Here is a 13,342-nt window from a genome sequence, read left to right on the forward strand (position 1 = left end):
CTACGGGGAACTGTCTGTTCGGTACCATTATCCGCGGAGTCGCCCCTCCCATCGCGGCCCGGCCCGCCCGGTCAGCCACCAGCCGACGGCGCCGGCACCCGTCGCGAGCCCCGCTGCCCCGCCGACGGCGGCCGTCGGGGCGACCGAGACGACGAGCGACGCGACCAGTAGCGGGACCGCCAGCGCGGCCAGCGCGGCCCCGAAGAGGGCAAACAGCGCCGTGTCGAACAGCAGCTCGTTCGGCGACAGCCCCGTGAGATAGGCCGCAACGCCGAAGACGTAGACGGCGACCCCGGGCACCACGAGCGCGCCGACGGCCAGTTCCGCCGCGGGGTACCACAGCGTCGCGACGGCCAGGTAGCCCGCCGCGGCCGAAAGCGAGAGGGCCAGATACGCCCGCAGGGTCCCGGCGAACACGTCGGCGTAGGCAACGGGATACCGGAGGTACGCCCGCGGGGAGTCGAACTGGGTGACCCAGCTGTAGGTGGTGAACGCGCCCAGCCCCAGCAGCGTCCCGAAGGCGACCCCGGGCTGTGGCTGGATACCGGTCGCGGCGGTGATTCGGCCGAGCAGTAGCGCCGTGACGGCAAACAGCACGCCCATGGAGAAGACCACCTTGCCGACCGAGCCCGACGAGCGGGCGACCGACAGCAGCGACTGCCTGGTCAGCGGGTCCGAGACGCCGGTGAAGAGCCGCTCTGTCGCCCGATGGCGGGCCGAGCCGGCGTCGTCGACCGGCCGGAACAGGGCGACCCCGACCGCCGCGAGCGCCAGCGTCGGGGCGACGCCGCGGACGGCCGCGAAAATCGACGGGTCGGCATAGAGCGCGTAGGGCGTGTACGCGACCGGATCGACGCCGAGCCCGACGACGACCACCGCCCCGGCGGCGAGCGCGCCCACGAACGCCAGCCGGCTGCGGGTCGCCACGGCGACGAGCGCGAGCGACAGCGACGCGCCGAAGGCGAACGCGGCGACGACGGCGACCCACAACACGGCGACGCTCGCCGGCGTCGTTCCCGACGCGACCGCAACGACTCCGTAGCCGACGACGGCCGGGGTCAGCACGAACCCGGTGTAGTAACAGATGTCTTTCAGGAGAAAGGTAGCGAGCAGCCGCCGGAACGACAGCGGGAGCGTCCGCGCCGAGAAGACGAGCAGCGTCATCTCGCCCAGCACGTCCCGCAGCGCGTCCCGGCCGACCAGCCCGATGGTGCCGACCTGCAGCCCGAAGAAGGCGACGAGCGCGACCAGCCCGCTCGCCACCGTCGCCATCGGCGTGCCGGTCATCGGCAACAGCCACGCGCCGACGGCCGTGAGCAGGGCGACGACGAGCGGGAACGCCCCGAATCGAGCGCCGCCAAAGAGGTGGCTGTGCAGGCGCCACTCCTCGCAGACCATCCAGCGAAACAGCGCCCCCGTCACGTCTGACCAGTCACCCCCATCACGCCCGTACCTCCGCGGCCTCGCCGCCCACCTCGGCGATGAAGTACGCCAGCAACTCGCCTTCGCTCATCTCGCGGGGGTCACACTCGGCGACTAGCTCGCCGTCCTCGACGATGCCGACGTGGGTACAGAGCTCGGCGGCCACGTCGACGTAGTGTGTCGAGAGAAAGAGCGTGTTGCCCCGCTCGCAGTAGTCCGCCAGCACTGACTTGACCCGCTCCTGCATGATGGGGTCGAGGTTGACCAGCGGCTCGTCGATGAACACGAGGTCGGGGTCATGGAGGAAGGCGGCGGCGAGCATCACCCGCTGGCGCTCCCCCTCCGACAGCCCAGTCGACAGGGCATCGAGCACACCGGCGAACTCCAGGCGCTCGGCCCACGTCTCGATTCGCTCGTCCACGTCGTCCATCTCTCGGACCTCGCCGACGAAGGTGAGATACTCCCGGGGCGTCAGGAAACTCGGCGGGTCCTCCCGCTCCGGCAGGATGCCGATGGCCCGCTTGACCGCCATCGGCTCCGCGACCGGGTCGTGGCCGACGACTGTGGCCGACCCGCTCGTTGGCTCACGTTGCCCGGTCAGCAGTTCGATGGTCGTCGTCTTCCCGGAGCCGTTGGGCCCAAGCAGGCCAAAGAGGGCACCCTCATCGACGGAGAGGGTGAGCCCGGACAGCGCCGTCACCTCGCCGAAGCGCCGGGTCAGGCCCGTCGTCTCGATAGCTGCCATGTCTCGAACTACCGGCCAGTCCTCCCTTTACTGGTTCGGCCCCGTTGCCGGGATTGATACTGGCAGGACTCGCCCGGCCGGCTAGGCCATCCACAGTCTGTGGACAGGACGGCACAGGCGGTGAACGGGCACGCGACTGGCGTCAGTTTAGGTTCAGTCGAACGCGAGCGGCCGGAACGGCGCGACCCCGAGCTCGTTTCCGGGGCTGTAGTGGACCAGCGGGTCGCCGACCGGCTCGGGGAGGCCCAGTACCGACAGCAAGTCGCCCTCGACGGCCGCCTCGACCGGTCCCAGCTCCCAGGGGTCGTGGCCGACGTGTCCGACGACTCTGGTCCCCAGCGGCCCCTCAGCGAAGACGCGGAACCGCTCGACGAAGAAGGCCGCCATAGAGTCCGGCGGCGCCGTCGTCGCGGCTTCCTCGCCGGGCGTGTACCGGACAGTGAGCGCCCGCCGGCCGTCGACGTCCAGCGTCCGCTCGGACCGGCCCTCGCCGTCGGCGTCACGGCGGGTCACCTGGCCGTCGCGGTAGTTGAGGCGCAACAGCGGGCCGGCGGCGCTGGCTATCGGGTCCGTGGTGAAGGCCGCGAAGAAGTACAGCCCGCGCTGGCCGTCGGGCCCCTGCACGTAGGTCCGGACCGTCACGGACTCGGCCGGGTTCCCCAGGTCGACCCCGAACGCGGAGACGCCGGCGACGGTGTGGTGGATGGCGGTCACCCATGCGTCGTCGGCCGCCCGCTCGACGGTGAGCCAGTCGGGGAGCGTCCGCGCCAGGGCATCGGGGTCGACCGGCCAGTGACAGAAACAGACGTCCGCGACATGGACCGTGAGCGGCTTCCTCGACATATCCGCTGTCAGGACTCCGCCCTCTTGAGTGTCACGTCGGTCACAGCCGCCGCAGCCGTCCGGCCGTCACGTCGATACCGGGGCTGTAGTGCACTACCGGGTCGCCCGCGGGCCGGTCGAACCCGTTGGCTGCGAAGAGGTCGTTCGTCCGGATCTCGGCCGTCCCGTCCTGTAGCGGCCATGGGTCGTGGTCGATGTCGGCGTAGTAGATGGTCCCCGCGTCGTCGGCGACGTAGAACCGGTAGCGCGAGACCAGGAACGACTCGAGCGACCGGGGCGCCGGCTCGTGGACGTCGGCCCCATCGGCGGGACCGTAGGTCGCGTCGAAGTCGGCCGCTGGGGCGCGGTCGTCGGTCCTGTGGCTCCGGAAGCGAACGCCGTCGTCGGTCCGCCGGACGGTCATCGACGCCCGGTAGTACGGCAGTTCGAACAGCCGGCGGGCCAGGGCGACGCTCAGCCGGTCGTCGGCGTCGAGGTTGTAGAAGTAGACACCGGGAGTGTCACCGTCGGTGACGTACGTCCGGAGATTCAACTCGCCGAAGGCGCGGCCGATGGGACTCCCCCGTGGCCGGATATCGGCCATCTCGAAGGGGACGACGCCGAGCCAGGCTTTGCCGTCCGTGATATCGACGGTCAGCCCGTCCGGCAGCGTCGCCGCGACGATGCTCGGCTCGACCGGCCAGTGACAGAAGCCAACGTCCCGCCACTCCATCCGTAGCAGGTCCATACGGTGTGTTTGGAACTCGACGGCTATTGGACTGTCGTGAGAACGGCCACCACACGCCAGTAAACCTATGTCGCCGTCGGTCCCACCGTCACGTATGGAGTTCGACGTCATGCAGGGCGACATCGCCGCCCAGTCCGCCGACGCGCTGGTCAACGCGGCAAACACCAGCCTCCGGATGGGGGCGGGCGTCGCCGGAGCGCTCAAGCGGGCGGCTGGGTCCGGCATCGACGACGAGGCCGTCGCGAAGGGGCCGGTCGAGCTCGGCGGCGTCGCGACGACGGACGCCTACCGACTCGACGCCGACTACGTCGTCCACGCCGCGGCGATGCCCGCGGGCGGCCAGGCGACGGCGGCGAGCATCCGCGACGCGACCCGGAACGCGCTGGCGGAGGCCGACGCGCTGAACTGCGAGTCGGTCATCCTGCCGGCGCTTGGCTGTGGCATCGCCGGCTTCGACTTCGACGAGGGGGTGCGTATCATCTCAGAGGAACTCGCCGCTTTCGAGCCCGAGTCGCTATCGGACGCGTGCCTCATCGCCTACGACGACGACGAGTTCGAGCGGCTGCGAGAGATCGCGACGGAGGTGCGGGCGTGAGCGACGACCCCGCGGCCGACGCTGACGGCTCGGCGGAGCCGGTCGTCTGCCCGGTCTGTGGCGCCGACTTCGACTCCGTGTCGGTCCACGACGAGGGGCTGCTGGTGAACATGCGCGACAACGACCGCTACCAGCGGGTCTGTCTGGAGCCGGTCAGCGGCGACGACGGGACGCCGCTCATCCGGTTTTTCCACCACACCCACGAGCAGGCTGGCACCGACCAGCCGGGGAGTGCTGGAGGTCGGATACCGTGACCGGCACAGCCAGCGGCGAGGGGACGCTGCCACCCTCGCGCTGGTGGCTCCCCATCGCAGGTATCGTCGTGGTGATGGTCGCTCAGGCGGCGGCGACCGCGCTCTTGCCGCCGGACCCGGTCACGACGCTGCCGCTCCTGCCGCTTGCCGCTGCCGGGTTCGTCCTCACGGTCTGCTCGCCGGTCTGTGTCTACCTCGACCGGCGGTACGTCACCGCCGTCTCCGACTGGGCGCCCTCGGGCTGGTACTACTGGATGCTGCTGCCGCCGCTTACGGTCGTGCTGGCGCCGCTGTATCTCCTCCGGCGCCACCAACACGTCGGCGTACCGTGACGGGTCCGACTGCGCTGTTCCGTCGAGGGCTTCCGACGGTCGGCCTCGCTACTGCTCCGCGGGTCGCTTTGCTCCCCGCTCCGCTTCGAGGTTTGCGGTCGCTTCGCTCCCGCTTCTGTCGAGGGCTTCCGACGGTCGGCCTCGCTACTGCTCCGCGGGTCACTTCGTTCCCCGCTCCGCTTCGAGGTTTGCGGTCGCTTCGCTCCCGCAAACCTCGCTACTGCTCGCGGCTATCGCCGCTCGCTACTGGAGGTGTTCCCTCCGGTCACACCTCCCTACTCGTGCCCTGACACTCGCACCGGCTCGTAGGGTTCCTCCAGATACGCGACGTCGCTGTCGGCGAGGTCGATGTCCAGCGCTTCGACGGCGTCTTCGAGGTGTTTGACGCTCGTCGTTCCGACGATAGGGGCGTCGACCCACTCCTTGTCCAGCAGCCAGGCCAGCGCTATCTGGGCCATGGTCGCGTCGTACTCCCCCGCGAGCTCCTCGACACGCTCGTTTATTTCCCGGCCGCCGCCGGCGAAGTAGGGATGCTCGCGGGCGTAGTCGTCCGTCTGGCCCCGCGTCGTCGCCTCGAACTCCTCGTGTGGGCGGGCGAGATAGCCCCGGGCCAGCGGGCTCCACGGGACGACGCCGACACCCTCGCGGTCACAGAGGGGGAGCATCTCGCGCTCTTCCTCCCGATAGAGCAGATTGTAGTGGTTCTGCATCGTCTCGAACCGCTCCAGACCTTCGAGTTCGCTCGTCCGCAGCGCCTCGGCGAACTGGTAGGCCCACATCGAAGACGCCCCCACGTAGCGGCTCTGGCCACGGCGGACGATGTCGTCGAGCGCGCCGAGGGTCTGCTCGATGGGCGTGTCGTAGTCCCAGCGGTGAATCTGGTAGAGGTCGACGGTATCCATCCCGAGCCTGTCCAGGGAGTTCGACAGCTCCTGTTCGAGCGTCTTCCGGGAGAGCCCGCCCGAGTTGCGGTTCCCCTCGTCCATCTCGAAGTAGCCTTTCGTGGCGACGACCTGACTGTCGCGGTCGTAGTCCGCAAGCACGTTCCCCAGCACCCGCTCGGACTCGCCGACGGAGTACATGTTCGCGGTGTCGAAGAAGTTGATGCCGAGGTCGATGGCCCGCTCGATTATCTCGCGGCTCTCGGACTCGTCCAGCACCCAGTCTCGCCACTCCGAGGAGCCAAAGCTCATACAGCCCAGACAGATGCGGCTGACCTCCATTCCGGTCGAACCGAGTGTGGTGTACTCCATATCGGAACGGCGGGCGCCGACGGCAAAAAGTACCCGCCGACGCCGGCCGGGGGTATTCGCTCAGAACGCGCTGGCGTCGACGCTGCCGACGTATTTCCGGGCGACGGCGTACCCCAGAACCGCCACCACGAGCGTTCCGGCGACGGTCGCGTAGGTCGACAGCGTCGGGCTGTCGACGGCGAGTTTCGCGATAGTGGTCGCTGGGTGTTCGGGCAACACCACTGCGGCGCCGAACACGACCAGCGTCAGCACGGAGTACAGCAACTGCGCGGGGCGGCGTTTGCCAGTCGCCACCCCCAGCACGACGCCGATGGTGACGACGAGCGCCGCGACAGCCGTGACAAACAGGAGGACGACGGCGACGTTCGCCACGGGGATGCCGTTGGCCGAGAGCAACAGTATCCACAGCAGCGACTGGACGGGCGCCAGCAGCGCCATCCCCAGGGCCTTCCCGTCGACGATATCGAGCAGGCTGACCGGCGCGACCCGGAGCAGTTCCAGCGTCCCCCGCTCCATCTCCTCGGTGATGGTGTCGACCGCCACCGACCCGCTGATAAAGGCGGGGAGGAAAAGCAGGAGGGGAATCAACACCGTGTAAGTGAAGCCGAAGTAGGGGCTGGCGCTGATTTCTGGGGGAAGGGGAACCGGGTTCTCATCGAGTGAACCCGCTCGCTCGAACCGTTCCTGGCGCTCTAGGGTCTCAAGCACCCGCCGGACGTTGACGACGATGAGCGTCGAGCGAATCGACCCCTCCGGAATGCGGGCTGTGACGGATATCTTCCGTCCCGGCCCGTCGCTCGACTCGACGTACCTGGCGTTCAGCAGGGCGTCGACGCGGCGCTGCTCGAAGGCCAGGCGGGCCTCGCCGGTGTCGTCGTACTCGGTCATCGCCGCGCTCTCGTGTTCGGCGCCGGCCGCCAGCAGCTCGTCCCGGGCGTCGCCGGTGACGGCCATCTCGACCTCACCTGACGAGACCGAGCCGGGGTCGTACAGGGAGGTCAGCCCCACGACGAGAAACGAGGAAAACCCGGCCACGAACAGCTGGATGAGCAGGGCCAGCACGATGGTCTTCTCGCGGGAGAGCGAGCGCACGTCCCGCCGGGCGACCACGATTCGGGGGTCCCGGTACCAGGGGCGGTCCTCACGCAAGGCTGGTCACCACCGTGAGGTTGTAGGCGAAGTGAACGACGACCGCCACCCCGACGGCGGCGACGTACGCCCAGCGACCGCGCCGGGCCCCGACCGAGGAGATGGCCGCCGTCACCGCGTGTAAGGCCAGCGGCGCAAAGAGGAACAGCAGGGCCACGGCCCACAGCGGGACGCCGGTCGGCGGCGTCGCCCCCATGGTCGCGGCGTCGCCGATGGGCAGACTCTCCAGGTCCGACAGCCGGACGATAAGCAGCCCTTTCTCGGCGAGGAAAAAGCCCAGCCCGGAGAGCGCGCCGAGCCCGATAGCCGACCGCAGCGTCCGCTCGTAGCGGGCGTGGGCGTAGCCGGCGTAGATGTGGAGGCTCTTGCCGAGCTCTTCGACGATGGCCACGACGCCCAGCACGAGGACGATACCCAGCGACTGGTTCGTCCCGAAGACGTTCAGCGACACCGAATCGAGGACGAACAGGAACGCGATGGCGCCCAGCTCGGCGACGATGACGAAGGGGATGAGGATTGCGCTCATCTTCAGGGCGCTCCGGCGGGATTTGATCTGGCCCGCCAGCGCGTCGAGCACCTTCAGCGGAATCGAGCGCTGGGTGAACATGTCCTCCTCGCGGTAGAGCCCGGCACCGAGCCCGAACAGGACGAGCGCGGTGAAAAGCGGCGGCAGCGTCGAGAAGGCGAACTCGCCAAGCGAGATTGCCCGGCCGGTGAGGTCCATCACGACCAGGGTCAGTGGCGAGATGAGCGCAATCGGCGTCACGTCGGTGAAGATGGCCGGCACGAACGCATAGGAGGTCAGCGACACCGTGATGGTGACGGTGACGAAGGTCAGTTCCTTGAACGACCGCGCAAACATCGCGCCACAGAACGTCGCCGAGAGGAAGAGCAGCGCGATCGGTAACACGGCGAGGACGGCGACGAAACTGCCACTCGGCGCGATACCGGAAAAGCGCAACAGGGCGGTGATGGCCGTCGCGACGCCCATCGCGCCCAGGAAGTACGGCAGCGTCTTCCCGCCGATGATGTCCCCTCGCGAGGCGGGCGTCACGAGCAGCAGTTCGCCCCGCCGGTTGAGCCGCTCTGAGAGCATCGAGGAGCCGTAGGCCTGGATGACGAAGTTCATGGGGACGATATAGAGGAAAGCGAGCACCAGCGACTCGAAGGGGAACGGCGGCGAGATGTCGCCGGGCGTCCCGCTCTCGACGTCGCCGGTGAGCCGGGCGCCGATGCCGCCGAGGTCCGCGCCGCCGCCACCGGCTGCTGACTGTTCGCCGCCCGCTCCCCCGCCACCGCCGCTCCCTCCGCCACCGGCACTCCCGCTGTCGGTCGCCGTCTCGGACCCGCCGGCGCCGTCACCTTCCCCGTCGGTGCCGGTACCGCCGTCGGACTGGCCGCCGCTGCCGTTCCGGTCGCCGGCGGTCCGGGTGTCGAGTGCGCTGCTCCCGTTTTGCTCCTGGTAGACCAGCGTTACCGACACCGGGAAGGCCGCTGTCCGGTTGTCGTCACGGGCCATCGTCCGGTCGTTGTACGACTCCGTACTGCTCCGGAGCGATTCCAGCGCCGCCCGCTGTTTCTCCGTCTGGGGCCGGCTGAGTTGGTTCGGCCCGTAGAAGGTGAGGTCCTGGTCGCCCCGTTCGAGCGCCTCGGGGTCCGGCTCCTGGATTCGGAAACTCGGGTCGTCGGCGGCGACGTCGTAGTACGGGTTCGTCTCCTCGACGCCGACGCGGTAGATGTCCGCGTTCAGCCCGGGGCCGCCCCCGCTGACGGCGACGGCTGCGACGGACCCCATCGCGAGGATTGCAAGCGCCATCACGACGATGGTCTTCCTGTCGACGCCGCCGGCGTTTTTCGTCACTTCCCACTTCGCGACCCGCAGCAGCTTCCCGGGTTGCATCTACTCGCCGTCCTCCCCGACGTAGCGCGTTCCCCGCGTCCCCGCCTCGGCGACGTTGAGGAACACCTCTTCGAGACTCGATTCCTCGGTGCGGATGTCGACGACCTGTCCGCCGGCGTCCTCCGCGGCGCTTCGGGTCGCCTCGACGGCGTCCATACTCCCGACCTCCGTCCGGAAGTTCCCGTTCTCACGCACCGCGTCGGGGACATCGACGGTGGTGTAGACGTGATAGCGCGTCTCGCCGTACTCGGCCTGGAGTTGCGCCAGGTCGCCCCGAGCGACGATCTGTCCCTCATTCATGATGGCGACCCGGTCACAGATAGACTCGACGTGAAAGAGGTTGTGTGCCGAGAAGACGATTGTCTTGCCCTCCTCGGCGAGCTGTTCGGTGAACTCGATGACGTAGTTCGTCGTCAGCGGGTCCAGCCCGCTTGCGGGCTCGTCGTAGATGAGCACGTCGGGGTCGTTGATGAGCGACCGGGCGATGGCCACCTTGCGTTTCATGCCCTTGGACATGTCGCCCAGTTTGCGCTCCTTGTGTTCGAGCTGGAGCTCGTCTAGGGTCTCGTGCATCCGCTCTTCGGCGACGTCGGTGGGCACGTCGTAGAGGTCCGCGAAGAATTTCAGATAGGAGATGGGGGTCATCTCCTCGTACAGCGGCGACTCCTCGGGGAGAAAGCCCAGTTGCTTTCGCATCTCCGCCGTCTCGGTGTCCAGGCCGGCGATCTCGGCGGTGCCACCCGTCGGTTCGAGCAGGCCGGCGAGCATCTTCAGGGTCGTCGTCTTCCCGGCCCCGTTGGGCCCGATGACCCCGAACACCTCCCCCTGGTCCACCGAGAAGGTACTCCCCTCGACGGCGACGAAATCGCCGTACTCCTTGCGAAGGTCGCGGGCGTCTATCATCTGGACAGCGGTTATACCCGGACTAACCTATACCTTGGTGCCGTTCTATCCGTTCTGATAATGGCGCTTGACTTGGGCGCGAACAGCCTCTCACTCGAACGCACAGCGGACGGGCGGCGACTGGTCGTCCGACGCGAGGTCGCTGCGTCGGTCGATACCGTCTGGGAGGTCCTGACCGACACCGACCGCTGGCCCGACTGGGGGCCGTCAGTCACTGCCGTCGAGACGGACAGTCGATACATCGATGACGGGACGACTGGCCGGGTCCGGGCCGCCGGGATGGTGTGGCTCCCGTTCGAAGTGACGGCGTGTACGCCCTACCGCTGGACGTGGGACGTTGCACGGCTCCCCGCGACGGGCCACTTCGCCGAGGCACAGCCACCGGGCTCCGTCGTCGGATTCGAAATCCCGCCGCTGGCGACCGCCTACGCCCCGGTGTGTGCCCGGGCCTGCCGACGCGTTGCCACTATCGCACAGCGATGCGATGGGTAGACAGCGACTGTGTCCGCCGTCAGGACTGTACCGGGGTCGTCGGCTCCGTGTGGTCGTCTTCGTCGATTCTGTCCGCTCCCGTGATCTCGAAGCGTGTCCCGCCCTCGCTGCTTTCGGTCACGTCGATCTCCCAGTCGTGGGCTTCCACGATACGCTGGACGATTGCCAGCCCCAGCCCGCCTTTGCCGTCCCTGGTCGAGTAGCCGTCATCGAGCACCGCGTCACGCTTTGCGGGCGGGATTCCGGAGCCGTTATCGGCAACATAGAACCCCCCGGCCATCTCGCCGACACGAATTGTCAGATAAGCGCCGCCACGTTCGATGGCGTCCTCGGACTCCGACTGACTGCTCGTGGACCCGTGTTCCACACTGTTGCGGAACAGGTTCTCAAACAGGTGCCGCAGCCGATCCGGGTCGGCGTCGATGACAGCCGTCGCCTCGTTTTCTAACGTCGCGTCCGCCGTCGGCACGGCTTCCCAGCAGCTATCGACCAGCTCTGCGAGGTCGACGGCCTCCGTATCACTGATGACGTGCCCGCTCCGAGCTAGCGTCAGCGTCCGGTCAACGAGCGTCTCCATCCGGTCCAGCGCCGACATAGCAGTCTCCAGGTGCACCGAGTCATTGTCCATCCGTGCGAGTTCGAGACGACCGGAAGCGACGTTGAGCGGGTTCCGGAGGTCATGAGCCACTACGGCCGCGAACTCGTCGAGGCGTTCGTTGCGCTGCTTGAGGGCTTCCCGACGGAGCCGGTGTTGCTCGGCCTCGACGGCCCGCGTAATCGCACGCGCCTCAAAGATGCCCATCATGAGGCCGCCAAAGCCGCCGACAATAGCCGCAAACATGGCCCAGCTGAGGTCGTTACCGAGCTCTCCCGTCGGCCACGTCAGAATCATCACCACGTTCAAAAGCAGGAACCCGACAAGTCCGCCGCTGAACCAGCCCCCAATACGCCGGTAGCGCTCCGGGGCGATGTCCGAGTTATCGAGCCAGAACCCGCCGACGATAATCGCCGTTGCAAGCGGGACGACCGCCAGCATGCTCACCACGAAATCGGCTGTGAAAACGTCGCGGAGAATCGAATCAGAGAAATAAAAATAGTTTCCGACACCGACGACGAGGAGCAGCCACCCAACTCCCCGGATAGCGGCCGGCAAGCGGGCTGAGCGACGATCTGGGTCCATCACTTCCGGATGAATTTGTGAGACTAGTATTTACACCCGCTGGCCAACTGGTCAGAGCTGGGACGTATTTTCGGTGTTACTGCCGGCTCAGTCTTACTGTTTTGCGACGCGCGCGTCGGATACTTGGTGGATGTCGTCGTCGATACCGCTTCCCGAACAGTCCTCGTTCGGGCATCGATAGTGCCACCCGTCCTCCGTGGCCGCTCGCTCGGTGAACCGGCCGCCACACTCGTCACAGTACAGCTGACCGGCAGAGCAGGTGTCGAGGTGGAGTTCGAGTTCGAGTTCGGTCCCGAATGTCCGTTTGCAGTTCCGGCAAGTGTGGGGCATAGCAGAATATTCAGATTCCGCCCTTATAGCTACACCGGAACGTTCACAACGCGAACACTAAGCCGTGGATTCGACCTGTTCTGTGCGCTGTGGCGCGAATTTCGGTCAGATTGTCGCGCTCGGCTGCGCCGCGTCTCACGGTTCGGTGGCCCTACCGGGGACCGATGTCGAACCTGGCGCCGCCGGCCTCGCTCTCGCTTGCGACGATATCCCATCCGTGGGCCGTTGCGACGCGTTCGGCCACGAACAGCCCGTACCCCTCCCCTTCCGGGGTTGTCCCGTATCCCTGCTCGAAAACCTGTTCCCGGTCCCCAGTGGGTATGCCCGGCCCGTCGTCGGCGACGTAGAATCCCGTCCCGGTGTCACCCACGGTGACGGTAGCGTCGTCGCCGGCGTGGTCCACAGCGTTCTCGAAGAGCCGCTCCAGAACGAGACACAGCCACTCCGGGTCCGCCTGGACCGTCCCAGCGGTCTCGACGCGGAGCCGTTCGGTCGAGCCACCGACACCGGTCCACGTCCGCCTGGCCATCTCGGCTAAGTCGACGGGCTCGGTGTCGCTGATAGTGCCGGCGGCGCTCCCGATGGTCGACAGTTCAGAAAGCAGCGCCTCTACCCGCCTGACGGACCGCTTGATGGCCTCGCCGTGTGTGTCCTCGACGTCGAGGAGTTCCAGCCGGCCGGTGACGACGTTCAGGGGGTTTTTCGCGTCGTGAGCGAGCGAGCTGGCGATGGCCTCCCAGCGCTCGGCCTGGGCGATACCGTCCAGCGCCGGTGTCCTGACGTGGGCCTCGATTCGGGCGGCCAGCTCCCCGGCGCGGTCTTCGGTCCACGCCGTGAGGTACTCCGTGACACCGGCCGAGAGTGCCGCTTCGACCCGGTCTGGGTCGACGGCCTCGCTGACGAGCACGACCGGGAGCGTCCAGTCCGCCCGGCGGACACGGCGAAATATCGCCACGCCGTCGGTCGCCGGCGGGTCGTCGACGACGACCAGGGCGTCCGCGTCGACCAGTTCGTCGAGGTGGCCCTCGGCGTCGACGGTAACGACGGTGACAGGCGACCGCTCGGCCAGTGCCGCCGGCACCCCGGTACTACCGCCGGGTTCTGTTTCCGCCACTACCACCCGCCGCTCGGGAGCCGGTTCGTTCATTCAGTTACAGTTCGAAAACCTAGGTAAAGAAGGCGTCGGCCGGACAGTTCAGGCATCGGGCGGTTCTGGT

15 protein-coding genes are annotated in these 13,342 nt (G+C 67.7%); 4 read left to right on the top strand and 11 right to left on the bottom strand.

Annotated elements, in window-relative coordinates; genetic code table 11:
- Positions 1 to 27: 27 nt before the first annotated feature.
- The 4 genes from VJ162_RS01680 to VJ162_RS01695 form a co-directional block, all read right to left on the bottom strand.
- Complete coding sequence (locus VJ162_RS01680) at positions 28 to 1,422, bottom strand: hypothetical protein (protein ID WP_324661970.1); 1,395 nt, start codon at positions 1,420 to 1,422, stop codon at positions 28 to 30.
- A 19-nt stretch (positions 1,423 to 1,441) separates the two neighbouring features.
- Positions 1,442 to 2,167: an ABC transporter ATP-binding protein gene (locus VJ162_RS01685; RefSeq protein WP_324661971.1), complete on the bottom strand. Its 726-nt coding sequence runs from the start codon at positions 2,165 to 2,167 to the stop codon at positions 1,442 to 1,444.
- A 153-nt stretch (positions 2,168 to 2,320) separates the two neighbouring features.
- A complete protein-coding gene (locus VJ162_RS01690) occupies positions 2,321 to 3,010 on the bottom strand; it encodes a DUF2071 domain-containing protein (protein WP_324661972.1) in 690 nt (229 codons plus the stop codon).
- 40 nt (positions 3,011 to 3,050) lie between these two features.
- Complete coding sequence (locus VJ162_RS01695; protein ID WP_324661973.1) at positions 3,051 to 3,737, bottom strand: YqjF family protein; 687 nt, start codon at positions 3,735 to 3,737, stop codon at positions 3,051 to 3,053.
- Between the two features lie 94 nt (positions 3,738 to 3,831).
- Here VJ162_RS01695 and VJ162_RS01700 point away from each other — a divergent pair, with 94 nt between their 5' ends.
- From VJ162_RS01700 to VJ162_RS01710, 3 genes are read left to right on the top strand one after another with little or no spacing between them, the layout of a single operon-like run.
- Positions 3,832 to 4,332 (top strand): macro domain-containing protein, encoded by a 501-nt coding sequence (locus VJ162_RS01700; RefSeq protein WP_324661974.1) that lies wholly within the window; start codon positions 3,832 to 3,834, stop codon positions 4,330 to 4,332.
- Positions 4,329 to 4,586: a hypothetical protein gene (locus VJ162_RS01705; RefSeq protein WP_324661975.1), complete on the top strand. Its 258-nt coding sequence runs from the start codon at positions 4,329 to 4,331 to the stop codon at positions 4,584 to 4,586. Before VJ162_RS01700 ends, VJ162_RS01705 begins: the two co-directional genes overlap by 4 nt.
- On the top strand, positions 4,583 to 4,918 hold the full coding sequence (locus VJ162_RS01710) for a hypothetical protein (protein ID WP_324661976.1): 336 nt from the start codon (positions 4,583 to 4,585) through the stop codon (positions 4,916 to 4,918). Before VJ162_RS01705 ends, VJ162_RS01710 begins: the two co-directional genes overlap by 4 nt.
- 275 nt (positions 4,919 to 5,193) lie before the next feature.
- On the opposite strand, the gene VJ162_RS01715 is transcribed toward VJ162_RS01710, so the two are convergent.
- From VJ162_RS01715 to VJ162_RS01730, 4 genes are read right to left on the bottom strand one after another with little or no spacing between them, the layout of a single operon-like run.
- A complete protein-coding gene (locus VJ162_RS01715; RefSeq protein ID WP_324661977.1) occupies positions 5,194 to 6,171 on the bottom strand; it encodes an aldo/keto reductase in 978 nt (325 codons plus the stop codon).
- A gap of 60 nt (positions 6,172 to 6,231) precedes the next feature.
- On the bottom strand, positions 6,232 to 7,320 hold the full coding sequence (locus tag VJ162_RS01720) for an ABC transporter permease (protein ID WP_324661978.1): 1,089 nt from the start codon (positions 7,318 to 7,320) through the stop codon (positions 6,232 to 6,234).
- Complete coding sequence (locus VJ162_RS01725; RefSeq protein ID WP_324661979.1) at positions 7,313 to 9,220, bottom strand: ABC transporter permease; 1,908 nt, start codon at positions 9,218 to 9,220, stop codon at positions 7,313 to 7,315. Before VJ162_RS01725 ends, VJ162_RS01720 begins: the two co-directional genes overlap by 8 nt.
- Positions 9,221 to 10,123: an ABC transporter ATP-binding protein gene (locus VJ162_RS01730; protein WP_324661980.1), complete on the bottom strand. Its 903-nt coding sequence runs from the start codon at positions 10,121 to 10,123 to the stop codon at positions 9,221 to 9,223. It lies immediately after the preceding gene.
- 60 nt (positions 10,124 to 10,183) lie between these two features.
- Between VJ162_RS01730 and VJ162_RS01735 the strand changes: the two genes are divergently transcribed.
- Positions 10,184 to 10,615, top strand: a complete 432-nt coding sequence (locus VJ162_RS01735) for an SRPBCC family protein (protein ID WP_324661981.1) — start codon at positions 10,184 to 10,186, stop codon at positions 10,613 to 10,615.
- Between the two features lie 19 nt (positions 10,616 to 10,634).
- Here VJ162_RS01735 and VJ162_RS01740 read toward each other — a convergent pair whose 3' ends face one another.
- From VJ162_RS01740 to VJ162_RS01750, 3 genes are all read right to left on the bottom strand, one after another.
- Complete coding sequence (locus VJ162_RS01740; RefSeq protein WP_324661982.1) at positions 10,635 to 11,651, bottom strand: sensor histidine kinase; 1,017 nt, start codon at positions 11,649 to 11,651, stop codon at positions 10,635 to 10,637.
- Between the two features lie 237 nt (positions 11,652 to 11,888).
- Positions 11,889 to 12,125: a transcriptional regulator gene (locus tag VJ162_RS01745; protein WP_324661984.1), complete on the bottom strand. Its 237-nt coding sequence runs from the start codon at positions 12,123 to 12,125 to the stop codon at positions 11,889 to 11,891.
- Between the two features lie 151 nt (positions 12,126 to 12,276).
- Entirely contained in the window at positions 12,277 to 13,272 is a 996-nt protein-coding gene (locus tag VJ162_RS01750) for a sensor histidine kinase (protein ID WP_324661985.1), read from the bottom strand.
- Positions 13,273 to 13,342 lie beyond the last annotated feature (70 nt).

The organism is Haloarcula sediminis, assembly GCF_035656455.1.
Lineage (GTDB): Archaea > Halobacteriota > Halobacteria > Halobacteriales > Haloarculaceae > Haloarcula > Haloarcula sediminis.